Source organism: Rhizobium sullae, from assembly GCF_025200715.1.
GTDB classification, from domain to species: domain Bacteria; phylum Pseudomonadota; class Alphaproteobacteria; order Rhizobiales; family Rhizobiaceae; genus Rhizobium; species Rhizobium sullae.
In genome coordinates this window covers 2076664-2102575 of sequence record NZ_CP104144.1, presented here as the reverse complement: position 1 = coordinate 2102575, position 25912 = coordinate 2076664, and the positions used below count along the sequence as shown (strand labels likewise).

Sequence of the window (25912 nt, the reverse complement as noted above, 5' to 3'; positions counted from 1 at the left end):
AAGCGTCAGGAGCACCCGCGTTCCATTATGCCTCAAAGTCTGGTTGATCGGGAGGATCCGCGGCCGCTCCACAAGCAAGTCTACGAAGCGCTTTTGACGTCAATCCGTAACGGCAAGCTGCCATTGCGGGGAAAATTGCCCTCAGAACGTGAATTAGTTGATCTTTTCGACGTAAGTCGGATCACCATTCGGCACGCAGTACGCGAGTTGGTCCAGCAGGGCGTGGTCACGAGCCAGCCTGGCAAAGGGCTTTATGTGGCAGAGCACAGCGGCGGCTTTGAGCTGCAGGTTCTCAAGAGCTTCACGGCCACGGCCATCTCGAACGGCCGGGTGCCCGGACATCGCCTGATCGAGGCACGTGTTCTTCGCGCGCCGCTGGAGATCAGCCGGCCACTTTTCCTGCCGCCCGGCGCCGATGTTGTCGTGCTCTCCAGATTGCGGCTGCTCGATGAGGTGCCGGTCGTCATTCAAACGGACTGGCTGCCGGCGGGCCGCGTTCCAGGACTGCTGGATCTGGATTGGACGGTGGGCAACCGCTCGCTCTACGCAGAGCTGCGCCGCCACCACCATATCCATCCATCGCGCGGACAGACAACGCTGAGTGCGCGTCTGGCCTCTCCCGAGGAGGCGGCAATGCTGGATCTACAATCGCCGGCGGCCGTTCTGACCGTCGATCAGATCGCCTTCGACAACCGCAACCGGCCGGTAAACCTCACGGCCCTCGTGCATCACCCGGAGCGCTATCCCCTGACGCTCGCGCAATCTGAAACTGGCGACATCGCGCAATATTGAAGAGATGTCACAGTCTTGGCGATGTCCAAGTGCCGCAAGCCCGCGACCAGCAGCACATTTCTCTGACAGCATCGACTGAAGTTTCAATGACGACTAGCTGTGCCTCCGATGATAAGCTGTTCCTCTACTATCCGAGCCAGCGCCATCTTTCCGCAAAAGCCGGCGCAGTCATCGACACGCTCAAGCAGGGCTAAACGACCTCAACCTTCTGCGTTCGACGCCGCGGGCAAATACAAGCCCACCATTGTCTGCTTTCAACACCTCTCAGCACGCTCGCCAGAAGGGCGGCTTCGTCCCTAGGCCGACCGTCACCGTCGGCCACAACAAGGCACATCTCCTCCCGTACCGCTCAGGCCGATAGCGTCAGGGTCCCTTTCTCACTCGTGGCAACATCGTGGCCAAAACGTCCGCATTCGCGTTTCATGGTGTGGCCGAGCCAGGCGGCTTCTTCATCAGATGCGCGGATGAGCCGAAATTTCTGCAGCCGGAAGGGCACCATTTCAATTCGGCGCAGCCGATGGCTTTGATCATCCAGATCGACGAAATAGGCGAGAGTCAGATCCGGGCGAAATCTCTCCTGCCCGCCGATTCCCTCATAGTCGTTGATGAAGTCGCCGCATCCGTAAAAGATAGGCCTGTCAGCATGGATCTCTATCGCCAACGGGTGGTGCGATGAGTGTCCGTGAACGACGTCGACGCGGGCGCCGTCGATCAGACGATGGGCGAAGCGTCGGTGTTCAAGGGGCAATTCATAGCCCCAGTTGGATCCCCAATGTATGGAAACAAGGACGGTGTCGTCGCGCTGTCGCCACTCGCCGATGCCGTCAGCGACGGCTGCAAGTGCGTCGTCACTGAAATCCGCGAGGAAGTTTATGCCCGGTCGCTCCTTCCCGGCCGCCCAGTTGGCCGGAACCCCGCTGGATGGACAGGCAAAGGCGAATACAAGAAGTCGCCGCCCTGGGACCGTTTCGAGCACGGCGGGGCGGCTTGCACCATCGGCATCGAGTCCTGCGCCGGCTGTCGCAAGCCTCGCCCCCTGCAGGGCAAGCAAGGTGTCCTTCATGCCCCTCAGCCCCCAATCCGCGGTATGGTTGTTGGCAAGGATGCAGCAGTCTATCCCTGCAGCGACGATACAATGAAGATTATCGGGGTGCATCCGATAATTGATACCTTTAGGCTCGGGCGTTCCGTCTGCGGTAACGCTGGTTTCGAGATTGATGATCCTCAAATCCGGCTCACGCCGATCAATCTCGTTCAGCGCATCGCCCCAGACATAGTCGAAAGGCACCGCCCTCGGGATTTCGCCCGACCGACGTTCCGCCAAGTCCACATAGCCATGCGCTGAGCGGAGATGCGGCTCGTATAGGGTCGGGTCGGAGGGATGCGGCATGATCTGGTCGATGCCGCGGCCGGTCATCACGTCCCCACTTAGGAAGAGCTTCATTGCTGCGCATCCTCGTCAGTTGAATGTCGATCCGGATCAACCGCGGGGCGCTTATCACGGCCCCTGTGTCGGTGGCTGCGGATCGGTGAACAAGGTAGCGCTCAATGGCGTTACCGACCAGCGCCGAACTGGCCGATCGCCATTCCGTCGCGTGATGTCGCCTGAACACCTGCTCCGATCGGGCGGCAGTCTGAGACAGAGACAAGAGTCGAGTCCACCCTATGACTCCGTAAATTTTAGAACCCGGGCAGCATCCCGAAGTTTTCAGCGTTGCCGGAAGGAGTGCAGAACGAGATCTTTCTGGCATTGCCGCTCCTGAAGGCCTACCGTCCGCAACTCGGACAGCCTATGCTCGGCCCATGCCATCCTCGACAGGCTGGTTCATAACGCTCACCACGTCGACCTATCCGGGGAAAGCCTGCGGCGAAACCAGGCGGCTTCATCGGAATCAGCACTTACGCACGATGAACTCCATCTAGGAGCCACTCTTTGGAGCGTCCCCTCGGCAATGCAATGCTCGGACACCCCCGGTTGCCAGCGACACCGCTAATTAACGTTTCGCCGTGCATCTAATTAACGTTTCGCCGCGATTAAGTTACTTAATTGCTTAATTTATTTCCATTGGATCGCGCGGAAACCGTGACCGATCACCTATACAAGAGACATCTGAAATCGGAGGTGGAAGAAGCCCCTTCCTGTGGCTATCTCGCCGGCACGCGGCTGCCGCGATACCGTTAGGTTGCGAGCTTTTGCACATCGATGCGTCGATCGTCGGCAGAAACGGTGATCTCGAAGTGGTCGGTCTGCATAACGTCGCGAATGTTCCGCGGCCGGTGTGCGACGATGTTCATGCCGGCTCTGCGCCGGAGGCTGTCATAGAGGATGCCGGCCCCGCCGTTAGAACGCACTTGCTCACCAAGCGCTTGCGAAGCGGCGTAGCTGGTGCCGTCATAAACCTCGGGCCGAAGCATCTGCTCTCCACGAATGTCGAGATAGTCGCCAATCAGGATGGCCGTGTAGCTTCTATAGGTGCGCCTCATCGTCGCCACACCGCGCGCAACAGCTTCGCGCCGAAGATGATGGCCTACCTCGGCTGCGGCTGTGCGGAGATCGTCGGCGGCATACCATGCGCCGAGATCGGTGCCGTTAAACCGCATTCCTCCCGGCGCTACATGGAGAAATGCGGCCATCACAATGCTGGAATTGGCAGTGCCATAGACCCATTCACCCTCGGGAAGCCGTTGGATGCGGTCGGCAACGAGACGGTCATTGGTCCAGCCGGCAAGCTCCATTACGGCTTCGAGATCGGCCGCCGTCGCAACTGTATCAAAAAGCCCGATCGGCGGAAATTGCGATGGGATCAGCCGGTACGAAGGGCGTGGCGCCTGGGCAAAACGGTCACTCACCGGAAGACGATGTCCCCATCGTCGTAAGGTGTGAACGTTTCGTCCAGGATGTTCGGATGCATGTAGATGCCTCCTCTTGCCGCATCGAGAAATCGACGAACTGTCATCAGGCCGTCCTGTGTTCCGCTCGTCAGGACGTTGAGCGGGGGATGGCCACCGAAAACAAGCGCTTCATGCGGCGTCCGCAGCCACGCGACGGCGGCGCGTTCATTGGGAAACAGGATCCCAAGCGCTTGGTGAATGCCGAGCACGGCCGAGATTCGAATGAGGGTGTCGACGTCCAGCGTGAAGGTACCATGTTCACGCGCCTGCTTGGCCCAGTTGTGATACGTGGACCGGGACGGGTAACCCAGCACAAGCATCCGCTGCTCTTCATTCAGGCCCCAAAGATCGGCGATCGCCAGAAAGGTTCGCAACGCCGGCGCGCTCAGCTTTTTGCGGGTTGCAGGAGCAAACCGGTCGGTTTCCAGGCGCTGCGGCTCATGCTTGTCTTGTTGCCCTGTGCGTCGCGCATGCGGCATAATAGCCTCCTGTCTTGAAATAGACATAGTCCAGATCTGGACTAATCGCAAGCAGTTTTAAAGCTGGGCCAGGAGCGTGCACCTATAGCCTTTTAACGTTCAAGAGCCGAGCGAGCTTATTGAAATAAGCGCGGGCATTCCGCGCCTCTGACCCCAATCTCTTCCGAACGGAGCAACCTGCCACACTCTTCTTCTGAGCGTGATTTGTCGCGACGATAGAAAAGCAGTGCCACCGCGTTTTGAACTGACCCCCGAAAGTTGGGTCATGATTATAACGAGCCAGCTGGGTATGGAGAATTGGAGATTAAACAGAGCTTCTGAGAAAGAGATCAGGAATGCAGTGAAGAGCGTAATGGGCAAGTGGGCTATTCCATGCATTCTGTCCCCGCTGCAAAGGCCCGAAAGAGGGCCAAGCCGCTTGGCCAGTCCTCAAGCCCGCTGCCGCTGTTGATGTGTCCGAATGCGCCGACCTCGACAATGCCGCTGCCCCACTGAGCCGCCCGTGTCCTGGCATACTCGACCTCGCTATAGGGATCATCGGAGCTTGCAATGATGAGCGAGGGAAAACGGAACCTACCCTCGGGCACAGCCGCGAATGTGGCCACCGCTGCCGGAAAGGCTTCGGATTGCGGATCGGGCACGGAGACGAGAAACGCCCCTGCTACAGCAAGAGAAGAGGCGCGCTGCCAATGGCCCACAAGAAGGCAGGCGAGACTATGCGCAACGAGCAGCGGCGGTTCGTCCGCGGTGGCTACGGCGCGGTCCAGCGCTTCGATCCAGTCGACCAAGTCCGGCTGATCCCAGCTCTTGGGTTGGAAACGCCGTGCGCGTGGATTTGCGCGCTCCCAAAAAGTCTGCCAGTGCGTCTCTCCCGAGCCGCCGATGCCGGGCAGGATAACGATTTCGGCCATGCGTTTACTCCTATTTTATTGAGTGGATCGAAAGATGGCATCTTCCATCGCCGCACTGAATGGAGAACTATCGGAGAACGTGCCTGAATTCCGATAGATTAAAGGTCAAATGTCTTGCTCACTCGAAATAATCGTTCCCCTCTGGATCCGACCGACATTGCAATCATCGAGGCGCTGCAGGAGAACGGCCGAATCGCGATCTCCGAGCTTGGGCGCAAAATCGGACTGTCGCAGCCAGCAACGTCGGAAAGAGTGAAGCGCCTCGAAGAGAGGGGTATCATTGTCGGCTACGGCGCCCGGATCGATCCCGCCAGCCTTGGATTAGGAATGATGGCGGTCGTCCGGCTGCGCACAACGCATGAACACATTCGCGCGTGCCTGAAACAATTTTCCGAAATGCCGCAGGTCATCGAGGTGTTGCGGCTGACGGGTGAGGACTGCTTTCTACTGAAAGTGCTCGTCCCGTCACCGGGAGAGCTGGAGACGATCGTCGATTCCATTGCGCGCTTCGGGGCGGTCACCACATCTCTCGTGCTGCGGAGCGAGCGGCCCAAGTTGATCGGACGCGACCTTGTCCAGCGGCTCTAACCCTCAGCGTATGCCTCAGTCGACGAGCAGAGCCTAGCCCGGGTGCAAAATCGAGTACCGACACCCGACCAATATGGGAGCCGACAAAAGCGTTTCCGCTGGGTATGGTGTTGCAGGCCTGCCCAGCTATCGTGGATTACGGGCCGGGAGGAGCTGTCAGCGGTGGGCAGGACCTGATGTCGGCCGCAGTCGTGGTGCGATTGATGCTCGGGGTCAGTCCGTCGGCCTATCAGGATGCCTGCGAGGTCATTGGAGCCGAAAACGCCGCCGTCGCCGTGGCATCAAGCTCACCGGGCTGCGTCTGAAAAACGGGGCAACCCTCAATAACAAAGCCAAGCGGGTCAGAGCTACTACAAGGAACATCAGCGGTGGGAGGATCGGCAGTTCATCGTCGTCGAGACCGAGGTGACAAACGCTGACGATTGTGAACTTGCTCTCGACAATGGGATCGGCTTGGCCTGACCATCAGGGCGGAGAGATTTCACGGTTATGTGGCTGCCGCGACGCCCACGCTCACGATAGCACTCTAGCCGCTCGACCGCTTCGCCGCGTGGCGCTGTTGTAGTAGCTGGATGCCTGTTGCACGGAGCGGTGACGGGATTGCTCCATCGCTTCGGGTAGGGGAACTCCGAGGTTCGCGGCTTCGGTGAGATAACCGGACCGCAATCCGTGCGCCGAAAACTCCGCACGCTCCAGTCCCGCCGCCGCCACCCGCCGCTTGACGATATCATTGACCGCCTTCGGATCGAGTGCGCGCCGACTGACATTGCCCCAGCGATCGATCGCCCGAAAGACACTGCCGCTGTCGATCTTCGCAGCTTTCAGCCAGGCGTTCAGCGCGTCCACCGGCCGGCCGGTGAGGTAAACGACCTCATCTTGGCTGAGGCCCGAATTCTTGGTGCGGCCGAGATGGATGGACAGCGAGGGGAGGGGGCTTCCGCCCTCGCCGACGACCGGTGCCTCGACCGTCAGTTGCTCCCGGCGCAGGCCGGCCAATTCGCTGCGACGACGACCGCCAGACGCAAAGGCGACCATCAGGATCGCCCGGTCGCGCAGATCGCACAGACTGTCGCCGCCGCAGGTCGCGAGCAGCTTCGCCAGCACGTCACCGGTGACCGCCTTGGTGCTCTTCCGGCGGCGTTGCAGCGGCGTGGCGCGAATGGCGTGCCGCATCGCGGATTTGACGGAAGGGGAAGAGAACACGCCATCGAGGCCGCGCCATTTCGTCAGGGTCGACCAGTTGGCGAGACGTCGTTGCACGGTTGCAGGCGCGTGCGGTCCGGCAGTCCTGAGAAAGCCGGATTGCCGAAGCTCCAGCGTGACGGCCTCCGGCATGCCATGCTCTGCATCATCCTCGCGTCGACTAGGATCCCAGAGGTGGTGAGCAACGAATTTCCGCAACAGAGCTTCCGGCGCCGGCCAGGGGAGGGGGCTACCTGTTGCCGCAACCGACCAGGCTTCAAGATAGGCAAGATCTGAGGTCAGCGCCCGCAGCGTGTTTTCGCCCATGTCTTGGTTGACGAGGTGTTTGAGCGTCTCGACGTCCTGGTCTGTCAGCAGTTCGGCGAGCTTATCGCGCCGGTCGGTCAGCAGCACCGCGGCGATCGTGTCGAGTTGCTCGGCGCGGCGATCAACGGCACTCATTTAGGCAGACCATGTTCGTCGTAAAGATCGTCATGATTGGAGGTCGCATCAGAGGGGACGTTGGCACGCCCCTCAGAAGCCAGTCTCAGGAACTCGTCCATCGTCCCATTCCGGGTGGCAATCGACGTCAGAGTCGCGGTTGGCTGCCCCTCTCGGCAGATCAGAATTTCATCATGACGCTGAGCCAGTTCAATTAACTCCTCAAACCGCATCGCCGCCTCGGCTATCTCTACCAAGATCTTCATCTGCAGCGCACCTCACCAGACACGTTCGTGCAGCACGGCATCGAACACCACATCCGTCGAGACGAAGGTGCAATGCTCGAGCCGCGCCTGGGCTGCCAGAATCCGATCCCACGGATCCCGGTGTTCCCAATCAAAGACAGCCGCCAATTCGGCATGCAGATCGGTGACAGCAAGCGCCTGAAGACCGCTGGCCGTCACGGCTGCTCGTAGTTCTTGCGGTTTCAAGTCGAGTTTTTTCAGGCGCATCTTGTTGTCCAGCTCGTAGAAGGAAACCGCGCTGACCAGGATGGTGTTGGTCTTGTCCTCGATCAGCGATCGTGCTCTCGATGAGAGGCGCTCGCTGCCGATCGTCCACCAATAAACGGCGTGGCTGTCGAGCAGCACCCTCATTTGTCAGCCTTGCCGTTAGACTTGCCCTGCCAGACACCGGTATCGTCGTTGAAGTCTCCGGCGTCGATGGCCGCCTGCTCGGCATCGGCGTCGTCGAACAGATCGTCGGGAAGCTCGCGATGGCGCAGCAGGCCGAACGGCCTTTTACCACCGAGATCGGCCGGGCCGATGCGGGCATAGATCTGATTGCCGCGCATGATAAGAATTTCCTCGCCCTGGTTGGCGCGCTCGAGCACCTCGGCGAAATTTTTGCGCGCTTCGCTGATCTTGTAGCTGGTCTGGGGCATCGTGCGCTCCAATATTATTCTTGAGCGCCACGATATCACCGCAAACGCGTATGTACAAGTCGTGTGTACATCTAACTTCCGATAAGCATCACTTATCGGAAGTGATGCAGTTTAAAAATCCGCAGCCATGACGGGACGAACCCCACATATTTACTTTCTCGCGCGCCCTTTAGAGGAGAGCGCGTCGGAGGCGCTCCCCATCATGCTTATCGTTTGCGGATGCGGGAAGACGTCTTCAGCCAGGCCTTTTAGGCAAAGGGCTCCGCCGTCGGCGGGCAAGCTGTGGCCGCTGCTCAAATGGCAGCAATGAGACAGTCACGATTTGCTCTTGATATCGTCGGAAATGTTCTCTGCGCTGGCCGAGTGATGCCCAGTCGCCGCACTTTTCGATAACGGTGGCGGCCAAAGTGGAGGCAACGCCGGGTTCCGGCACCTGCAATCACGGCCAGCCGACCTATATCTAACTGAAGCTTGCCGGTAGCGAGCGGCTGTGTGGACGGCGGTAGCTCCGGAACGTCGTTTGCAACGGCAATAGCTTGTCCGCATCACTTTTCGGGGAGGTAAGGAGCCATGATTTCCGGCGCACACATGATCATCTACAGCACGGATGCCGAGGCAGATCGCGCATTTTTTCGCAATGTTCTGCGTTTTCCAGCAATCGATGCTGGCGAAGGCTGGTTGATCTTCGCATTGCCGCCGGCCGAGATTGCCGTTCACCCGGCCGCCGAAGGTGACAGCCACGAAGTCTATCTCATGTGCGAAGACGTCAATGCCACAATCCAAGAGCTGAAATCGCGCGATGTTGAATGCACTTCGGTCACCGATGAAGGCTGGGGCCTGCTCACGCATGTCTCGCTTCCCAGTGGCGGCTCGCTTGGCCTCTACCAGCCGAGGCATCCTTTGGCGCACAAAGCCGGGGCAGCTTAAATGGTGGTTTTCCGTTCGGACGCGCAACCAAGTAGAGACTTGGAGCGGGATGGAGATTGGAAGGCAAAACATCTTGCTCTGCCGGACTTTTTCAAGCTATCGGTCGGTTCTTGCCGTCCATCGGTATCAAGTGTCAGCCTTTCGCCACTAGATGCAGAAAAGTGTGATGACACTGGCGCATGTCATGCAAATGTATTACATTGCTAAGAACCAAAGGGAGATCTGCATATGGCCTCAAATGCGCTGGTTCAGACGCGGATTGACGCCGCTGTAAAGGAGCGCGCCACGGCGGTGCTCGAAAACATGGGACTGACGGTTTCGGATGCTGTCCGCATCCTGTTGACCCGAACTGCAAATGAAGGCGCCCTGCCATTGGAGCTCGTCAGCAACAGCGACGTCCATGATGCCTGGTTCCGTGCTAGGGTACTGCAAGCGCTCGAGGATACGCGGGCCGATGTCGAGGACGCCGACGCCGATAGGCATTTCAGTGCACGCCGGTCAGCAGCGCTGCGCAAAGCCGATGAATGATGAGACTCGTCTGGACACAATACTCTCTTGATGACCGCGACAATATCTTCAGCTATATCGAAGCAGCAAACCCACGGGCGGCGGTTCATGTCGATGAAGAGATAGTTCGCACGGCGCGCCGTCTCCTTGAGTTTCCTGAAAGTGGACGCCCCGGCCGGGTTGCTGGGACACGCGAACTTGTTATCCCGCGTACACCTTATATCGCGGCCTACGTGGCGATGGACGACAAGATTCGTATTCTGCGCATTTTGCATGGCGCCCAGATGTGGCCCGCTGAGATAGAAGACAAGTAGGCCTCTAACAGTCGTCTGCGCGTGTCGGCCCGATCGTGCCTCTCTTATCCAAAGCGCCATCGTCGAAATGGCTGCATTCACCTCCCCGCGGTTCCCCGATTGATCTTATCGAGGACGTTGCCGGCCGACCTCGGAGTGTTAGGGGCCTTGTCTCGGAAGACGTTCCGATTGAAACGCGGCGCCGGGCGCAAGGGGTAATGATCTTCAACGGAACGATAGGCTGTGAAATCGTAGGGCTACCTTCCCGGCCAGCGAAGAGCGCACGTCTAACCCAGGCGCAAAGTCACGTGTTTAAGGCGTTCTGATTCGGCAGCGATGTCATCTTTGGCAGGGTTTTAATTTCCCTGAAAGCCGCGGATTTTCTCCAGGAGTTCCGGCGCGATCTCAAACCGCCGCGCCTTGCCGCGCCCCATCGAGTTCTTCACGAAGCTCTCCGTCAGGAGCCCGCGTCGCGCCAACGGGTCGACAGTTTCGGTTACGCCAGTGCGCGTTAAACCCGTGGTTTCGACGATATTTGAAAGCGTTAGCGGCTGATGCCCCTGATGCATGATGTAGAGGACGCTCATCATGCCGATCTGCTTCAACCGCGACTGAGGCGTTTCATCCTCCAGCGGATTGTCAAAAATCTCGTGGAATATGAAAGCCGAGAAGGCAAGGTTGTGCCACTGAATGTTGAGTGCTCTTGTCATTTGTTTAACTGCATAATATAAGGTTGTATAAATTTCCAGACGACACAGACGCCCGCGGCATCGTTGGCGTGTTGATTGCGGAGGGACGGCTCATGAAAAACCTTCTGATCAGGACGTTCTTGGCTCTTCTCAACGTCTCGCCATCATATCTCATTTCAGGGAGTTATGCGCGGGCAGATGATTGGGGATGCCAGGTTATCCTATGTCTTTCCAATCCCGGTGGAGCAACACAATTTGGCGAATGCCGCCCGCCGATTGAGAAACTGTGGCGAGAACTTTCAAAGGGACACGCGTTCCCAAGCTGCAACGGCGCTGGTTTCCGGGCATCTAGGCCCGGATACGCGCCCTATTATTGCGACGAGGGCTATAGGCTAACGATTCGATACAATGATCGCGGACGGCAGGTAAGCTGCATCTCGACCACGCCGCAGACTGTCTCAAACAACGAATGCACCTTCGACCACGAACGCGGAACTCACAGTTCCGGCTGGCGCTGGGATGACGGCCAGCGGCAATGCCGGCGCTACTTGACGATACAGCCACATATGCGCATGCGGCCCCATTACGTCGACGTGACCATCGATGGGATCGGAAGCCAAAGGGTGTGGTACTGAGCAATGCCGGTCGCCTTCGCCGATCTTGCACGGACATGCGCTCCCAACGTTGCGGTCGAGACGATCGCCGCCGTTGTCAGCTTGGAGAGCGATTTCCATCCCTATGCTACTCGCATCAACAGTGGCCCACCGCGTCCCGCACAACCGGCATCGAAGGCGGAGGCAATTGAGCTCGCCACTTCTCTCATTGTGGATCACCAGGACATCCAGATCGGCCTTGGCGGTCTCGGTTTGGAGGAAATGCGCAAGCTGAACCTTTCTATATCGGATGCGTTCGATGCCTGCCTGAACCTCAAGGCCACTGCCACGCTCCTCGATGGATACTATCGCCGTGCCCTGCGCGCAGGCGCCGATCCGGCGCAAGCGGAAAACATCATGCTTCAGTCTCATTTCGGCCGAGGCGATCCGTCCCTCGGCAAAGTGGTCCGGTATGACGAGCAGGTCCGCCAGGAAATGGTCCGGCTGTCCCACAAACTGGCGTCGCTTTCCGTTATCGCGCCGCGCATTGAGGCTCGTTTCGAGAAGCCCGCAGACATACAGGACGTGCCAGCAGTCGCAAAACGCCTTCCCCAAGCCAGTGAGACCGCCTCATGGGACGTCTTCAATTCCCGGCGGCGATCCTCGGTTCTTGTGTTTCAGAATGATCGATCGGAGCAAAGTGAATGACTTCAAAATCCAGTCTTCGCCGTGTCGCTGCCCCTGCCTTGACGGCCGCAGCCATTGTTGCCTGCATGGCAGAACCGGCCTTCGCCCAAGCCGCGGGTATCGAGACCGTCTTGCAGAATATCGTCGATATGCTGACCGGCAACATCGCCCGACTGCTCGCGGTCATCGCCGTGATCATCATCTGCATTGCCTGGATGTTCGGCTACATGGATCTGCGCCGCGCCGGCTTCTGGATCATTGGTATCGGAGGGATCTTTGGCGCCACTGAACTCGTCAACACCATCGTTGGAGGATGAGACCGATGGCGGCAGGTCCCGGTATCGAAGAAGACACCCTGTTCCTTGCCTGCACACGGCCGGCGATGATCGCCGGTGTGACGATGGAGGCGATGGGTTTGAACGTCATGCTGACGACGATCCTCTACATCACGGCGGGATCAATCGCCTACGCGCTTGTCGGAATCGTCATCCACCTCTTATTCCGAACGCTCGTCAAGCATGACCACAACACGTTCCGGATCCTGATTTCGTGGATCGAAACCCGCGGTCGATCGCGAAACACCTCCTATTGGGGCGGGACCACGCTCTCACCTCTGAAGCTCACCAGACGCTATGACGAAGGGGACTTGAGCCTTGCCTAGCAAAGCAACGCTTCGGTCCCGCGAACTCGGGCCTGAGACCTTTATTCCTTACGTGCGCCATGTCGACGAAATAGCGATCGGGCTCGATTCCAGGGCGTTGATGGTGATGATCGCGCTCGAAGGCATTTCCTTTGAAACAGCGGATGTCCTGGACCTCAACAGCCTGCACAGCAACCTGAACACCCTCTACCGGAACATCGCCGACGAGCGCCTCGCGCTCTGGACGCATGTCATTCGCCGCCGCGACAACGACTATCCGGAAGGAAAATTCACCAATTCTTTCTCCGACGCGCTGAATTCAAAATACCGCGAGCGCATGATCGGCGAGGAGCTGTTTCGCAACGATCTCTACCTCTCACTGGTCTGGCATCCCGGACGAGATCCCGCCGAAAAGGCCGCCGAGATTCTTTCGCGGCTGCGCAGGGCACGCCGGGCCGATATCGAGCTCAACGAAACTGCGCTGAAGCACCTGCACGACAAGCTGTCCGACATCACCGCGGGCCTGAAACGCTTCGAGCCCCGCGTGCTCTCCCTCTACGAGCAGGACGGCACCCTTTTCTCCGAGCCGAGCGAGGTTCTGCACCAGATCGTGGGCGGCCGGCGCGAGCCCGTTCCATTGACGGAAGGACGGATTTCATCTGCGATCTATTCCGATCGGGTGATTTTCGGCCGCGAGACGATCGAAATCCGTCACGAAGCCGAAAGCCGCTATGCCGCAATGTTTGGGTTCAAGGAATATCCGGCAACCACCCGCAGCGGCATGCTCGACGGCATTCTGACGGCCCCGTTCGAGCTTATCCTCACACAATCCTTCGCCTTCATCTCGAAAGCGGATGCGCGCGTCATCATGGGGCGCAAGCAGAACCAGATGGTCAGCGCCGGCGACAAGGCGGCATCCCAGGTCGAGGAACTCGACGCGGCGATGGACGATCTCGAATCCAACCGCTTCGTGCTCGGCGAGCATCACCTTACTCTTTCAGTCTTCGCTATTTCGGTCAAAGAGCTGACCGACAATCTGGCGAAGGCGCGCTCGCACCTTACCAGTGGCGGTGCGGTCGTCGCGCGCGAGGATCTCGGGCTTGAAGCGGCTTGGTGGGCGCAACTGCCCGGCAACTTTCGCTACCGTGCGCGGTCTGGCGCCATCACATCCCGGAATTTCGCGGCATTTTCGCCTTTCCACTCCTATCCAATCGGGCAGAAGGACGGAAACGAGTGGGGACCGGCCGTCGCCATGTTGAAAACCGCGTCCGGCTCGCCTTTCTACTTCAACTTCCACCACGGCGACCTTGGCAACACGTTCATCTGCGGACCATCGGGCACGGGCAAGACCGTGCTCGTGAACTTCATGCTTTCCCAGCTCGAAAAGCACGATCCCCACATGGTCTTTTTCGACAAGGATCGTGGAGCGGACCTTTTCGTCCGGGCAGCGGGCGGCGCTTACCTGCCGCTGAGGAATGGCATTGCCACCGGCTGCGCACCGCTCAAGGCACTTGCGCTCACAGCGGAAAACAAGGTGTTTCTCGCACGGTGGGTCGGCAAGCTCGCGGGATCGGCGAAGCGTGAGCTGATGGTGACAGAGCTGCGCGAGATCGCCTCGGCCATCGACGGTCTGGCGGACCTGCCGGTCGAACGACGCTCCATCGGCGCCTTGCGCACTTTCCTCAACAACACCGACCCTGAGGGCATCGCCTCGCGATTGCGGCGCTGGGAACGAGAAGGGCCGCTTGGCTGGGTCTTCGACAACGATGGTGACGAGATCGGGATCGGTGCCAAATTCATCGGATACGACATGACGGATTTCCTCGACAATGAGGAAATCCGCACACCCTTGATGGCCTATCTCTTTTTCCGCATCGAGCAGCTGATCGACGGGCGCCGCATCATCATCGTGATCGATGAATTCTGGAAGGCCCTGCAGGACGAAGGTTTTCGCGATCTCGCCGAAAACAAGCTCAAAACGATCCGCAAACAGAATGGGCTCATGCTGTTTGCGACCCAAAGCCCGCGCGATGCGATCGTGTCGCCGATCGCCCACACGATCATCGAGCAGTGCCCGACGCAGATCTTCCTTCCCAATCCGCGCGGCGATCATGCCGACTACGTAGACGGTTTCAAGCTCACAGAACGCGAGTTCGAGCTTGTCGCACGTGAACTCCCTGCCGAAAGCCGCCGCTTCATCGTCAAGCAAGGGCATAACAGCGTCGTCGCAGAACTGAACCTCAGAGGCTTCGATGACGAGCTTGCCATATTGTCCGGCCGCACGGCCAACGTGGAACTTGCCGAGGTGATCAGGGCAGAAGCCGGTGACCGGCGCGAGGACTGGCTGGCGATATTTCAGCAAAGAAGGAGAGCGGGATGAGGCAAAGGAAAAGGGCAAGGTTTTCTCTTATGACGGCAGCTACCGTGTTGCCGACCGCAATGGCATCCGCACAGGGCATTCCGGTCATCGACCAGACGGCGATCGTAAAGCAGATCGAAAGCATCACGCAGCTGAAATCCCAGCTCGACACGCTGAACCAGCAGCTCCGGCAGGCTGAGCAGCTTTATGGATCGCTGAACAAGATCACCAACATGGCGGACGTCGCAGGCCTGCTCAACGACCCTTCGATCCGCAAGGCGCTGCCACAGGACTTTAATGCCATCGAAGGTCTGTTCAAGGGGGCAGGGACCGGCGCCTTCGGCAATTCCGCTTCGAAATTCCTCGAGCACAATTCGACCTATCACACCGACGCCAATGATTTCTACGCGCAGGAATTGCAGCGCGCCCAGAAGCAGAACGCAGGCCAGATGAGCCTCGGCCAACAGATCTATGACGCAGCCACCAAGCGCGTCGAGGGCATCGATCAGCTCCGCCAGCAGATTTCCAGCGCGGCGGGCGCCAAGGACATCGCCGATCTTCAGGCACGGCTGCAGGCGGAAACGGCGTTTCTTCAAACCGACGTGCTGCGCATGCAGGGTTTGCAGATGGTCCAGCAGGCGCAGGTGCAGGTCGATGACCAGCGAAAGGCGGAAGATTGGCGCAGCCGCATGGACGCAATGGGAGCAGCGCTCAAATGAAACCGGCCCCTCTTGGAATGATCGCGCCGGCATTGCCGGTTTGCTTCGGTCAGACGGAAGAAACCTCTACCATCGACCAGCCTGCTGATCAGGCCTTGCTTGCGAAGGTCACAGCCGAGTGCCGGAACAATCGCATCGGACCTGCTGACGCGCAAGAAAACGCGGAGGCGGCGGACGTGAAGCTGCGGTCTGGACCGATGCGCAAGTCGCCCGGAGGCTAAGGGATGTATCAGGTCTTCAGCTTCGTGGATGGGCAGTTCAAGGCGCCGCTCGAGAATTTCATCTCGTCAGGCACCGCAAACATCGCCAACTGGGTGACCGCCCCGCTCACCGCGGCGCTGACGCTCTACGTCGTGCTCTTCGGCTACCTTGTGCTGCGCGGTTCTGTCCAGGAGCCCATTCTTGAGTTTGCGTTTCGGGCAATGAAGCTTGCAATCATCGTCATGCTGGTGAGGAACGCCAGCGAGTACCAGACCTATGTGACCGATCTGTTCTTCGAGATGCTGCCCAAGGAGATTTCTCAGGCGTTGAATGCGGGCACTGCGCCGAGCGCCTCGACGTTCGACAGCCTGCTCGACAAGGGCCAGAGGTGCGCCTACGAGATCTGGTCCCGCGCTTCCTGGCCGGTCGACATCGTTACCGGTATCGGCGGTATGATGGTTATTGGCGCGAGCTTTATTGTCGCGGCGATCGGTTACATCATTTCCCTCTACGCTCGGCTGGCACTCGCCGTCGTGCTTGCGATCGGCCCGATCTTCGTTGCGCTTGCCATGTTCCAGTCCACGCGCCGTTTCACCGAATCCTGGATAGGACAGCTTGCCAATTTCGTCATTCTGCAGGTTTTGGTCGTTGCGATCGGCTCGCTGTTGATCACCTGCATCGACACGACCTTTACGGCTGTCGAAAGCTATAGCGACGTCCTGATGCGCCCGATCGCGCTCTGCTCCATCTGCCTTGCCGCGCTTTACGTCTTCTATCAGTTGCCCGGTATTGCGTCGGCTCTCGCCGCAGGCGGGGCATCCTTGACCTACGGCTATGGTGCCGCTCGCGATGCTCACGAAAGCACGCTTGCCCGGGCAGCCTCGTATACCGCGAGAGCGGCCGGGCGACGTGCCCGCACCGTTTCGCGCCGTTTCAGACCGAAAGGGGCAGAATGACGGCCGCCTCCCTAAGAAAATGACAGGTTGTTTCCGCATGCTTCGCACCGTTTCATTGTTTCTCATCGCCGGGACACTTTCCGCCTGCAGCGCGATGACACACCCGCTTCCCAAATGCGACGGCTACTCCCGCCGGCCGCTGAACCGGTCCATGTGGCAGTGGGAAGATGACAGTAAGCTGAAGCAGCCTACGTCGAAGGCCAGTCCTGCGGACCCGGCAGGCCATGCCGCGCCCTACGCGCATGAGCTAGCCTCAGCAAAGCCGGCCGCCTTCGCGCGTTTCAATGTCGGAGGTACCAACCATCCAGGTAAGGGCGAGTGAGATGGTGACGCCGGATAATCTGAAGAGCTACTTCGAAAAGGCGCGCCGGTTCGATCAGGATCGGCTCATCCAAGTGGAGCGCTCTGCCCGCATCGCCTGGTTCGTTGCTGGTTGTGCCGGCATCGTGGCGGCCGTCTCCGTCTTCGCCATTGCCGGGCTGACCCCCTTGAAAACGGTCGAGCCCTTTGTGGTCCGCGTCGACAACGCCACCGGCATCGTCGACGTCGTCTCCGCCTTGAAGTCGGTCGCCGGGAGCTATGACGAGGCCGTCACCAAATACTTCGGGGCCAAGTATGTGCGCGCGCGAGAAGGTTATGTCTGGAGCGAGGCCGAGGAGAATTTCCGAACCGTTGCCTTGCTCTCCACGCAGCCGGAGCAGACGCGTTTTGCAACCGTCTACCGGGGCAGCAACCCGCAATCTCCGCAGAATGTCTACGGCCGCAGCGCGACGGCGCGCATCAATATTGTTTCGATCTCCCTGATCAATGCCAACGTGGCCTCCGTGCGCTACATGCGGACGATCACCCGCGGAGACGATGTGCGCACCACGCACTGGGTTGCAACGCTCACCTTTTCCTATGTCAACGCGCCGATGTCGTCGACCGACCGTCTGGTTAATCCCCTGGGCTTTGCGGTCAGCGAATATCGCGCCGATCCGGAGGCCATCAATTGAAACAGATATTCCTGATCGCCTCTGTTTTGAGCCTTGGTCTTTCACTGACAGCAGGTGCCCTGGAAATTCCCCGCGGCGCATCGCAGGATAGCCGTATCCGCTTCGTGGATTATCAGCCCTACAACATCACAAGGATCGTCGGCACCTTGCGCTCGTCGATCCAGGTCGAGTTTGCTGCTGACGAGGAGATTGCCCATGTGGCGCTCGGCAATAGCGTCGCATGGGAGGTGGCGCCGGCCGGCAACATGCTGTTCCTGAAGCCGCGCGAACATCAGCCGGTGACCAATATCTCGGTTGTGACGACAAGGCGCAACGGATCGACCCGCAGCTATCAGATGGAACTGACCGTGCGGGACGGAACGGTCGAGGTCGGACAAAACACCTATTTTTACGTGAAGTACCGCTACCCAGCCGATGAGGCGGAGCGCCGCCGTCAGGAGGCCGCCCTCCGTGCTCAGGCTGCTGAGGCAGGTCGGGCGGACCGGGTGCTCGCGCTCCATGAGGCCTATGGGCCGCGGAACTGGCGCTATTCGGCGCAAGGCTCTGTCTCGCTCGAACCGCAGGCCGTCTATGACAACGGCAGGCTCACGACCTTCGCCTTTGCCGGCAATCAGGAAATGCCGGCAATCTACCTGGAAAACTCCGACGGCACTGAGAGCCTGGTTCCGAAATCCGTCGACGGCAATCTGGTGCTGGTCCATGCCGTCAGCCGCAAGTTCATTCTGCGCAGGGGAGGGGACGTCTTGTGCATCTTCAACGAGGCCTATGATCGTGTCGGCATCAAGCCTGAGACCAACACGACGTCACCGTACGTGGAGCGGGTCGTGAAGACACAACCCGCTGTCGCGCAATAGGAAAACGTCATGTCCGAGCAAGACAACACCCGGATCCCCGGCGAGCGCGCGGAAACAACGGCCGGCCGCCAGTTCGACAACAACCCGATCCTGAAACGCGGCGCGATTGCCATGGCGATCGTGGCCTTCGTCGCGTTTGCACTCTGGTCGATGCGCGGCCAGAACAAGCCCGCGGAGGGGACCCAACCCGAACGGGTCGTGATCCGCCAGACGTCGGATTTCGAGCCCGCCAGGGAACCGGTCCAACCTGTCACGATGCCGGCGGAAGTCGAGCTGCCAACGCCCGTCGTGACCGAGCAGGCGCCGGTCGAGGAGGATAAGCTCCTGGACGCTGCTCGCCGTGCGCCGGTGATCGCTTATGGCGGCGAAAAGGCGCCGGTTGGCGATCGGCAGAACCAGAGTTCGGATGCTGCATCAAACGACTTTCCGTTCGGCGTCAATCCCGGCGCTCCCGGTTCGCAGGCAGCAAACGAAGACCAGCGGTTCAACAGGATTCTGGCGCCGACGCAACTGCAAGGCTCGCGCGCCGGCATGCTTGGAGATCGCGATTTTATCGTGGCCATGGGAACGTCCATCCCTTGCGTGCTGGAAACGGCGCTTTCCTCGGACCAGCCGGGCTTTGCAAGCTGCGTCATCAATCGCGACGTGCTGTCGGACAATGGCCGTATCGTGCTGATGGAGAAGGGCACACAGATCGTCGGCGAATATCGCGGCGGTCTTCGCCGCGGTCAAAAACGCCTGTTTGTCCTGTGGAACCGTGCCAAGACGCCAAAGGGCGTGATCGTTACGCTCGCGTCGCCTGCGACGGATCCTCTCGGGCGCGCCGGCTTGGACGGCCATGTCGACACCCACTGGTGGGAGCGTTTCGGCAGCGCGATCCTGCTGTCGATCGTCGGCGATGCGACCTCCTACGCGAGCAGCCGGCTGCACGACGGCGATGTCGAAGCGCAGAACACGACGAGCGCCGGACGACAGGCCGCGGCAATCGCCGTGGAACAGTCGATCAACATTCCGCCGACGCTTCAGAAACACCAGGGCGAACTGGTCTTAATCTTCGTGGCGCGGGATCTTGATTTTTCCGGCATCTACCGGCTGCGCGTTACCGAGCCTCGCAACAGGGTCTACGATCGCGCTTTGCGCGGCGACTTCAGTCCCGCATCGAGGCTTGTCACGAAATAGGAGATCGCAAATGGCGGAAGGAGCTGATTCCGGTGTAGTGCGCGAGCTCCTGGCGCCAATTTGCCCCTATCTGCGCGACCGGTCGCTTTACGAGATCATCGTCAACCGGCCAGGTCAGGTGGTGACCGAGGGGGCGGCCGGATGGCAGACCCACGATCTGCCTGATCTATCCTTCGACAAGCTGATGCGTCTCGCGCGCGCTATCGCAAGCTATTCCAATCAATCGATCGACGAAACGCGGCCGATCCTGTCGGCCACGCTGCCAGGTGATGAGCGCATCCAGATCGTGATCCCACCGGCAACGACGCAGGGAACCGTCAGCGTCACGATCCGAAAGCCGTCGTCGGTCTCGCTGAGCCTCGACGATCTCGAGCAGGGCGGATTATTCGACGATGCCGCAAAAGCCGAAAGAGACGGTAACACATCGGACCGCAAGCTTTTGGGGTTCTACAGGAACAGGGCTTACAGGGCGTTTCTGCGACAAGCCGTCCAAGCGAAAAAGAACATCATCATTTCCGGCGCAACGGGCTCCGGCAAAACGACCTTGTCGAAGGCGTTGATCCGTCATATCCCGGCAAGCGAGCGGATCATTTCGATCGAGGACACGCCCGAGCTGGTCATCCCGCAATCGAACCACGTTCGCCTCTTTTATTCCAAGGGTGGTCAAGGCCTGGCGAAGGTCGGCGCCAAGGACCTGCTGGAATCCTGCCTGCGCATGCGGCCGGATCGGATCCTGCTGCAGGAACTGCGAGACGGAACGGCCTTCTATTACATCCGCAATGTCAATTCGGGCCACCCCGGTTCGATCACGACAGTCCACGCCGACTCCGCGCAGCTGGCCTTCGAACAGCTGACCTTGCTGGTCAAGGAATCGGAAGGCGGCAGGGACCTCGACAGGCATGATATCCGTGAGCTGTTGATGATCGCCATTGACGTCATCGTCCAGTGCAAACGCATCGATGGACGGTTTCGGGTGAGCGAGGTCTATTACCGGGACGCCCATGCGACCGCAGCCGGCATGTCCGATGGCAGCAGTCGCGATCATCGTGAGTTCCGATAGGTCCGTGCGCGAGTTTTGCTGGTTCGCATGGTCTGCGTCCGCGATGAGCTCGGCTTCCATTTTGGTGGATCATGCGTGTCCACTTGTCGGGCCACGCAATCGGAACGACGGCTGTTCATCTGCGATCGGCGGTTTTGTAAAGCTCAGAGCGCTCCCGCTTGCCAATCGCAATCTGACCGGTTCACGGATCAAATCCGCCGCTGGGCCTGCCGCCGCGGGGATCAAGATCGGATCCTGCTTTCTTGGCAATGACGCGCTTGACCTGCCCCGCCACAACTCGCTGATCCTTCTGTTTGATCAGACCCGTGGACGGATCGGTACGATCGTCGAGGCCGGCACGCTGAATGCCTTTCGAACAGCTGCGACTGATGCTGTCGCGACTGACATCCTGGCGAGGCCGGAGGCTGAGGTCCTGGCGATTTTTGGTACTGGCCATCAGGCTGAATATGAGGTGGCAGCACTGTCACGCATCCGACGGCTGCGCCGGGTGCTGGTCGTGGGCCGCGCACAATCGTCGTCGCTCGCCATGGTCGGACACTTGAACGTCGCTGGAATTGCAGCAGAGATGTCGGAGGCAGAGGCCGCCTGCCGATGCTCTGATATCATCGTCACGGCAACTGGGGCCACAGCGCCGCTGTTTCGGGCCGATTGGGTTCGGGACGGCACCCATGTCTCGACTATGGGATCTGATGCGATCGGCAAGCAGGAATTGCCCGTGCCGCTACTGGCCGCTGCACGGCTGTTCTGCGATCTGCCTACGCAGTGGCGCGCTGTCGGCGAGTTTCAGCACGCTCCCAGCGATGCCTCGCTGATTGCGATCGGCGAAGTATTACGGGGTACCGCGCCCGGTCGGCAGTCTGCCGAGCAGATAGCGGTATTCGACAGCTCTGGCCTCTCGCTACAGGATAGCTATGTCGCGCTGGCGGTCCTAGGTGAGTTGGACCGCCAGCAGGAGGGGGGTAGGCCGCTGTGATCACGCCGCCGCGCGTTCTGGTTTGCGGGCCTGTGCCGCGTTGGCGAGATCCGCCAACTCCTGCGCCAGCGAGGGTGATGACGGCAAAGTCCGGCGTCGACATTGCTGCTCAGCAGGGTTTTAGCGCGCCGGCCAGGTGGAGTTCTTTTTGCCGACGAGCCGCTCAACGAGGCGAGCTGCCTCCTCTGCAATAGCCGGGATCGTGCCTGATTTTCGCGTCGAGCCGAAATCGAGACCGGCGAAAAACAGGCCTGGAATGGTGCCCACCCCATCCTCGTGTACGGGCTGGCCGGCTGTGTCGAGGGCGCCGGGGAGCCGGATCCATGAGAAGTCGCCGGTGAAGCCCGTGCACCAGACTACCGATCTGACGCCGCTAGCAATCCAATCGACCGACCGGATCCGTGGATCGGGCACACGCGGTTCAACCGTCTCGGCCGGGTCGCTCTCGGCTGGTGGCGCATCAAGGCCGGCACGCTCGATGTATTCGTCAATCAGCCGCTTGGTATTCGCGGAAACGTCGTCGGCAAATCGCATATTGCCGTCGACGTCGTCGCCAAAGATGAGACTGCCATTCTCCACGCCCCCGAACCGGCCGAGCAACACAACGCCTTGGGCGCTCAGCGATTGCAGGCTGATCGTGTGGGTCGCGCCGACGAGAGCGCGCGCTGGCAACTTACCGGAAGGGAGGACGAGTTCCTTGCGGGGGACGTCTAGAAAGCCGGACAGCGTCAGCCAATTCAGTATATTGCCGGCGCGATAGTGCCGGACCCAACGGCCGTTGCGGCTGGTTGCTAGAAAGACGGTTCGCCCAGCTCGTGCCAGATCCTCGGCGATCTGGCCGCCCGATTGGCCGCTGCCGACGACCAGTACCGCGCCATTCTCGAGATCGGCGGTGCTGCGGTAGGCCGAAGAATCGACTTGGTGAATACCGATCGGCAGGGCGGTCGAGCCTAGCGGCCGCACCTGTCGGTTTTGGTCACCAGTGGCGATCACCACATTGTGCGCCAGCAGCGGGCCATGAGCCGTGGCGACGCGGAAAAGCCCATTGTCTTTGGACAGCTCATCCACCGGCGTTTGGGTGACCACTGGCAGGCAGTGACGCTCGGCATATCCTTCGAGATATGCCACGAACTCGTGGTGGGTTATCGCGCCCCAAGGATCGGGTCCCTCATATGAGTCACCGGGCAGGATGGAACGGATTGTAGGCGAGTTCAGTCTAAACGAGTTCCATCGCTGCGTCCGCCAGGTCTCGCCGATCCGGCCTCGATCGAGGATATGGTGGTTGCGGCCAGCCCGCTTTAGAAAATAGCTGACGCCGAGACCGGCCGAACCGGCGCCAATCACAAGCGCGTCGAGAACCTCGCTCATGCGTCCCCCTACCAACCTCCTGGTCCATTTCACTGTATGCGCGCCTTCTGGCAGGGATACAAGTCCATGGGAGATGCGCTAGGACCGCCGCCCGGAAGCCACAAGGCGGCCGCTAGCGCAGGGGTGTGACCTATGATCGGAAGATCTTCTCGTTCCGTGCTTCGATGTCAAAGCTGGTTAGGGATGCGCCTCCGCCAGCCATTTAGAAATGCGACACTCGACCTCTCCGCTTGCGCTGACGAGAGTGCCCGAGCCGTTAACTGGTGGGAGGCTAGCCGACATTACTGAGCCGATCGGTCAATCACTGCGAAGATGGAAGCGAAGGCAATCAATCCTCTTGCGCTTAAATGGGAGTTCGGCCGGTTGGCTGTGTTCAATGCGCGCAAGCATCCAATAATCAATTATCGACATTCCACGATCGAGAAAGTCAGCCGGCTCCGACCAAATAATATAAGTTTCAAGTGTAACCGAATTTTTCTCCTTCCGAAATCGTAGCGTAACCCCGCACCGCCAGATTCGCACCTGAGCAGACGGTAGCCACAGCTCGCCGAGTGGATGGCCACAAACCAGCCGGTTGCGGTTGTGACCTGCTCTGGAAGAGAGGTAATCATGGCCAGAAAGCTTTCGCGGACAGCGCCTCCGGCCAAGCATGCAAACGTCCAGCCGATTTCCGCCACGCCGGAACTTCCTTCCGCCGTCCCGCTGATGGCGCTTTCGACCGGTTTCTGGGCCTTCAAGACTCTGGCCGCTGCGCACGAGTTGGACCTCTTCGGCCACCTTGCGGGCGGCCCAGGCACGACTGCTGGCGAGCTCGCGCAAGCGGTCGGTCTGCATCCACGCCCGGCCGAGATGCTGTTGACCGGCTGCGCTGCACTCGGGCTTCTGGAGAAAACGGAAGGCCGTTATCGCAATACGCCTTTAAGCGAAGCCTATCTCGTGCGCGGGAAGCCGTATTACTTCGGTGGCTTCGTGCAGATGGCCGACAAGCGACTCTACGCGGGCTGGGGAAGGCTTACAGAGGCGCTGCGCACGAACCGGCCAACCACGTGGGACCCGGCAGTGCAATCCTCGCTGTTCGACGGCGAGGATCCGACGATGCTGGCACTCTTCTGGGAGGCGATGCATTCGGTCTCCACGATGACCGCGCGCAAGCTCGGCGAAGCCGTGGATCTCCGTTATTTCCGTCGCCTCCTGGACATCGGCGGGGGATCGGGCGCGTACGACATCGAGCTTTGCAAACAGTATGGGGAGCTGCACGCGACCGTGTTTGACTTGCCGCATGTGGCCGCGATCGCGGCGGGAAAAATAACCGAGGCCGGCTTGACCGACCGCATCGAGACGGCCTGCGGCAACTTCTTCGAACAACTTCCGGGAGATCACGACGTGCATCTCCTGTCGATGATCCTGCACGATTGGGACGAGGCAAAGAACCGCGCCCTGCTGCGCCGGTCCTTCGATGCTTTGCCGAGCGGCGGCGCAGTCGTCATCAGCGAGCTTCTCGTCAATGACGAAAAGACCGGGCCGGCGCCGGCTGCACTGATGAGCCTGAACATGCTGATCGAGACGGAAGGGCGAAACTACACGCCGGCCGAATATTCGGCGTGGCTCGAGGAAGCCGGATTCCGGCACATCGAGACGGTCTGGTTCGACGCACCCGGCGCGAACGGCGCCGTGATCGGGCGCAAGCCGTAGAGCGCAAAGCGGAGGGCAATAGGCTCCCTGCAGGTCAACCCTGCCGACAATGATGATGGAGGCCGAAATGGCTCACACGGAAACTCGCGTCAATCGTCACTCGTCAAAGGTACGTCTGCTTGGACTCGTGCTGAAAACCACAGCAACCGCAATCGCGGCTCTCAGGACTTGGCAACGGACCGTCTCAAGACGTCGGGCAATCGCGGATTTGAGTCCCGATCAGTTGAGGGACATCGGTCATGCTGAGGCCCCCGCGCCCGTGCTTGAAGTCAAGGCAGGTTTAGTCACGAACCTGATATCGATGCGATAAGCGAATTCGAAAGCTGATAAGATGGACTGGAACAGTCTTGCCCAATTCTCGGCCGCGACACTTCTGATTCTCATCACGCCCGGCCCGATTATGGCGATCATTGCCTGTAATACGCTTCGGCACGGGGCGATGGCCGGTTTCTCGACCGCGATTGGCGTAGAGTTCGGGGAGGTGTGTCTGCTCGGGGCAATGTTCGCCGGCCTGTCACTTTCCGGTGAACTCTTGCCAGTGCTGTTGCGATGGCTTTCACTCGCCGGAGCCGTTTATCTCATCTGGCTCGCTGCGGGCGCGTTGCGCCTCCGCCGCCGGCCTTGGCGCTCTCCGAATTTGTCTCGCGCTCGTCCGCCGGTCCTAGATGGGCTGACGATTGCCTTCGCAAATCCTGCAGCGCTTCTCTTCTATGCCGCCTTCTTCCCACAATTCATAGATCCGGATCATTCGATCGCTATGCAAATAGTCTTGCTGAGCGCGATATACGTTTGCATGCGCTCGGTCTCCGCCTCTGTCTGCGTCTTTACAATCACGCATCTCCGGCTACCGGTCGGCTGTGCACAGGTCGGCGGCTTTGCGAACCTCGGCGCCGCAGTCTATCTCTCGATCGCAGTCATCACCGTGATCAGACTCATGTGAAATCGCACCGAACAGTGGCCAATGGGCGACGATATTAGGCATGCCTAATGCG

General features: G+C 59.8%; 30 protein-coding genes and 2 pseudogenes. 22 read left to right on the top strand and 10 right to left on the bottom strand.

Annotated features, from left to right (window positions below):
* Positions 1 to 27 precede the first annotated feature (27 nt).
* Positions 28 to 792 carry a GntR family transcriptional regulator gene (locus tag N2599_RS30770; protein WP_037143228.1) on the top strand — a complete coding sequence of 255 codons (765 nt, stop codon included), beginning with the start codon at positions 28 to 30 and terminating at the stop codon, positions 790 to 792.
* 349 nt (positions 793 to 1141) lie between these two features.
* Here N2599_RS30770 and N2599_RS30765 read toward each other — a convergent pair whose 3' ends face one another.
* Entirely contained in the window at positions 1142 to 2236 is a 1095-nt protein-coding gene (locus N2599_RS30765; protein ID WP_027512617.1) for a CapA family protein, read from the bottom strand.
* A 355-nt stretch (positions 2237 to 2591) separates the two neighbouring features.
* Here N2599_RS30765 and N2599_RS30760 point away from each other — a divergent pair.
* Positions 2592 to 2666, top strand: a pseudogene (locus N2599_RS30760) (ATP-binding protein); the annotation flags it as partial.
* A gap of 304 nt (positions 2667 to 2970) precedes the next feature.
* Here N2599_RS30760 and N2599_RS30755 read toward each other — a convergent pair.
* From N2599_RS30755 to N2599_RS30745, 3 genes are all read right to left on the bottom strand, one after another.
* Positions 2971 to 3642 carry an RES family NAD+ phosphorylase gene (locus tag N2599_RS30755; protein WP_027512618.1) on the bottom strand — a complete coding sequence of 224 codons (672 nt, stop codon included), beginning with the start codon at positions 3640 to 3642 and terminating at the stop codon, positions 2971 to 2973.
* Entirely contained in the window at positions 3639 to 4163 is a 525-nt protein-coding gene (locus N2599_RS30750; RefSeq protein ID WP_027512619.1) for an antitoxin Xre/MbcA/ParS toxin-binding domain-containing protein, read from the bottom strand. The genes N2599_RS30755 and N2599_RS30750 overlap by 4 nt, the downstream gene beginning before the upstream one ends.
* Positions 4164 to 4528: 365 nt before the next feature.
* On the bottom strand, positions 4529 to 5074 hold the full coding sequence (locus tag N2599_RS30745) for an RBBP9/YdeN family alpha/beta hydrolase (RefSeq protein WP_027512620.1): 546 nt from the start codon (positions 5072 to 5074) through the stop codon (positions 4529 to 4531).
* Between the two features lie 114 nt (positions 5075 to 5188).
* Here N2599_RS30745 and N2599_RS30740 point away from each other — a divergent pair, with 114 nt between their 5' ends.
* The gene (locus N2599_RS30740) at positions 5189 to 5662 is read left to right on the top strand and encodes an Lrp/AsnC family transcriptional regulator (protein WP_027512621.1); all 474 of its coding nucleotides are present in this window, start codon (positions 5189 to 5191) and stop codon (positions 5660 to 5662) included.
* A 26-nt stretch (positions 5663 to 5688) separates the two neighbouring features.
* A pseudogene (gene repC / locus N2599_RS30735) lies at positions 5689 to 5943 on the top strand (replication initiation protein RepC); the annotation flags it as partial.
* A 232-nt stretch (positions 5944 to 6175) separates the two neighbouring features.
* Here the strand turns inward: repC and N2599_RS30730 are convergent.
* From N2599_RS30730 to N2599_RS30715, 4 genes are read right to left on the bottom strand one after another with little or no spacing between them, the layout of a single operon-like run.
* Entirely contained in the window at positions 6176 to 7306 is a 1131-nt protein-coding gene (locus tag N2599_RS30730) for a tyrosine-type recombinase/integrase (protein WP_027512622.1), read from the bottom strand.
* Positions 7303 to 7551 (bottom strand): type II toxin-antitoxin system Phd/YefM family antitoxin, encoded by a 249-nt coding sequence (locus tag N2599_RS30725; RefSeq protein ID WP_027512623.1) that lies wholly within the window; start codon positions 7549 to 7551, stop codon positions 7303 to 7305. Before N2599_RS30725 ends, N2599_RS30730 begins: the two co-directional genes overlap by 4 nt.
* Positions 7552 to 7563: 12 nt before the next feature.
* Positions 7564 to 7941, bottom strand: a complete 378-nt coding sequence (locus N2599_RS30720) for a type II toxin-antitoxin system VapC family toxin (RefSeq protein WP_027512624.1) — start codon at positions 7939 to 7941, stop codon at positions 7564 to 7566.
* Positions 7938 to 8228: a type II toxin-antitoxin system Phd/YefM family antitoxin gene (locus tag N2599_RS30715; protein WP_027512625.1), complete on the bottom strand. Its 291-nt coding sequence runs from the start codon at positions 8226 to 8228 to the stop codon at positions 7938 to 7940. Before N2599_RS30715 ends, N2599_RS30720 begins: the two co-directional genes overlap by 4 nt.
* 570 nt (positions 8229 to 8798) lie before the next feature.
* Between N2599_RS30715 and N2599_RS30710 the strand changes: the two genes are divergently transcribed.
* From N2599_RS30710 to N2599_RS30700, 3 genes are all read left to right on the top strand, one after another.
* Positions 8799 to 9155, top strand: coding sequence for a VOC family protein (locus N2599_RS30710; RefSeq protein ID WP_027512626.1), 357 nt, complete (start codon positions 8799 to 8801; stop codon positions 9153 to 9155).
* A gap of 228 nt (positions 9156 to 9383) precedes the next feature.
* On the top strand, positions 9384 to 9683 hold the full coding sequence (locus tag N2599_RS30705) for a type II toxin-antitoxin system RelB/DinJ family antitoxin (RefSeq protein ID WP_027512627.1): 300 nt from the start codon (positions 9384 to 9386) through the stop codon (positions 9681 to 9683).
* Positions 9683 to 9976 (top strand): type II toxin-antitoxin system RelE/ParE family toxin, encoded by a 294-nt coding sequence (locus N2599_RS30700; protein ID WP_027512628.1) that lies wholly within the window; start codon positions 9683 to 9685, stop codon positions 9974 to 9976. The genes N2599_RS30705 and N2599_RS30700 overlap by 1 nt, the downstream gene beginning before the upstream one ends.
* A 335-nt stretch (positions 9977 to 10311) precedes the next feature.
* Here N2599_RS30700 and N2599_RS30695 read toward each other — a convergent pair whose 3' ends face one another.
* Positions 10312 to 10665: a winged helix DNA-binding protein gene (locus N2599_RS30695; RefSeq protein ID WP_027512629.1), complete on the bottom strand. Its 354-nt coding sequence runs from the start codon at positions 10663 to 10665 to the stop codon at positions 10312 to 10314.
* Positions 10666 to 10757: 92 nt separating this feature from the next.
* On the opposite strand from N2599_RS30695, the gene N2599_RS30690 reads away from it, so the two are divergent.
* From N2599_RS30690 to N2599_RS30630, 13 genes are all read left to right on the top strand, one after another.
* Positions 10758 to 11279, top strand: a complete 522-nt coding sequence (locus N2599_RS30690) for a hypothetical protein (protein ID WP_084606603.1) — start codon at positions 10758 to 10760, stop codon at positions 11277 to 11279.
* A gap of 3 nt (positions 11280 to 11282) precedes the next feature.
* Positions 11283 to 11945, top strand: a complete 663-nt coding sequence (locus N2599_RS30685; protein WP_027512630.1) for a lysozyme family protein — start codon at positions 11283 to 11285, stop codon at positions 11943 to 11945.
* Positions 11942 to 12241 (top strand): TrbC/VirB2 family protein, encoded by a 300-nt coding sequence (locus N2599_RS30680; protein ID WP_027512631.1) that lies wholly within the window; start codon positions 11942 to 11944, stop codon positions 12239 to 12241. The genes N2599_RS30685 and N2599_RS30680 overlap by 4 nt, the downstream gene beginning before the upstream one ends.
* 5 nt (positions 12242 to 12246) lie before the next feature.
* Positions 12247 to 12585, top strand: a complete 339-nt coding sequence (locus N2599_RS30675; protein ID WP_027512632.1) for a VirB3 family type IV secretion system protein — start codon at positions 12247 to 12249, stop codon at positions 12583 to 12585.
* A complete protein-coding gene (locus N2599_RS30670) occupies positions 12578 to 14944 on the top strand; it encodes a VirB4 family type IV secretion/conjugal transfer ATPase (protein ID WP_027512633.1) in 2367 nt (788 codons plus the stop codon). The genes N2599_RS30675 and N2599_RS30670 overlap by 8 nt, the downstream gene beginning before the upstream one ends.
* A gap of 29 nt (positions 14945 to 14973) precedes the next feature.
* Positions 14974 to 15642: a P-type DNA transfer protein VirB5 gene (gene virB5 / locus N2599_RS30665; RefSeq protein ID WP_245209295.1), complete on the top strand. Its 669-nt coding sequence runs from the start codon at positions 14974 to 14976 to the stop codon at positions 15640 to 15642.
* Positions 15643 to 15866: 224 nt separating this feature from the next.
* Positions 15867 to 16799, top strand: coding sequence for a TrbL/VirB6 family protein (locus N2599_RS30660; RefSeq protein ID WP_027512636.1), 933 nt, complete (start codon positions 15867 to 15869; stop codon positions 16797 to 16799).
* Positions 16800 to 16836: 37 nt separating this feature from the next.
* Complete coding sequence (locus N2599_RS30655) at positions 16837 to 17121, top strand: hypothetical protein (RefSeq protein WP_027512637.1); 285 nt, start codon at positions 16837 to 16839, stop codon at positions 17119 to 17121.
* A 1-nt stretch (position 17122) separates the two neighbouring features.
* Entirely contained in the window at positions 17123 to 17794 is a 672-nt protein-coding gene (locus N2599_RS30650; RefSeq protein WP_027512638.1) for a VirB8 family type IV secretion system protein, read from the top strand.
* Positions 17791 to 18648, top strand: coding sequence for a P-type conjugative transfer protein VirB9 (virB9, locus tag N2599_RS30645; RefSeq protein ID WP_027512639.1), 858 nt, complete (start codon positions 17791 to 17793; stop codon positions 18646 to 18648). Before N2599_RS30650 ends, virB9 begins: the two co-directional genes overlap by 4 nt.
* A 9-nt stretch (positions 18649 to 18657) precedes the next feature.
* Positions 18658 to 19827 carry a type IV secretion system protein VirB10 gene (gene virB10, locus N2599_RS30640; protein ID WP_027512640.1) on the top strand — a complete coding sequence of 390 codons (1170 nt, stop codon included), beginning with the start codon at positions 18658 to 18660 and terminating at the stop codon, positions 19825 to 19827.
* A 10-nt stretch (positions 19828 to 19837) separates the two neighbouring features.
* Positions 19838 to 20887: a P-type DNA transfer ATPase VirB11 gene (virB11, locus tag N2599_RS30635; RefSeq protein ID WP_027512641.1), complete on the top strand. Its 1050-nt coding sequence runs from the start codon at positions 19838 to 19840 to the stop codon at positions 20885 to 20887.
* Positions 20888 to 20930: 43 nt separating this feature from the next.
* Positions 20931 to 21860 carry an ornithine cyclodeaminase family protein gene (locus N2599_RS30630; RefSeq protein WP_051336747.1) on the top strand — a complete coding sequence of 310 codons (930 nt, stop codon included), beginning with the start codon at positions 20931 to 20933 and terminating at the stop codon, positions 21858 to 21860.
* Between the two features lie 120 nt (positions 21861 to 21980).
* On the opposite strand, the gene N2599_RS30625 is transcribed toward N2599_RS30630, so the two are convergent.
* Complete coding sequence (locus N2599_RS30625; RefSeq protein WP_027512642.1) at positions 21981 to 23228, bottom strand: flavin-containing monooxygenase; 1248 nt, start codon at positions 23226 to 23228, stop codon at positions 21981 to 21983.
* Between the two features lie 705 nt (positions 23229 to 23933).
* Between N2599_RS30625 and N2599_RS30620 the strand changes: the two genes are divergently transcribed.
* Together N2599_RS30620 and N2599_RS30615 are read left to right on the top strand one after the other, a co-directional pair.
* Positions 23934 to 24920: a methyltransferase gene (locus tag N2599_RS30620; protein WP_027512643.1), complete on the top strand. Its 987-nt coding sequence runs from the start codon at positions 23934 to 23936 to the stop codon at positions 24918 to 24920.
* A 331-nt stretch (positions 24921 to 25251) separates the two neighbouring features.
* On the top strand, positions 25252 to 25860 hold the full coding sequence (locus tag N2599_RS30615; protein WP_027512645.1) for a LysE family translocator: 609 nt from the start codon (positions 25252 to 25254) through the stop codon (positions 25858 to 25860).
* The last annotated feature ends 52 nt before the right edge of the window (positions 25861 to 25912 follow it).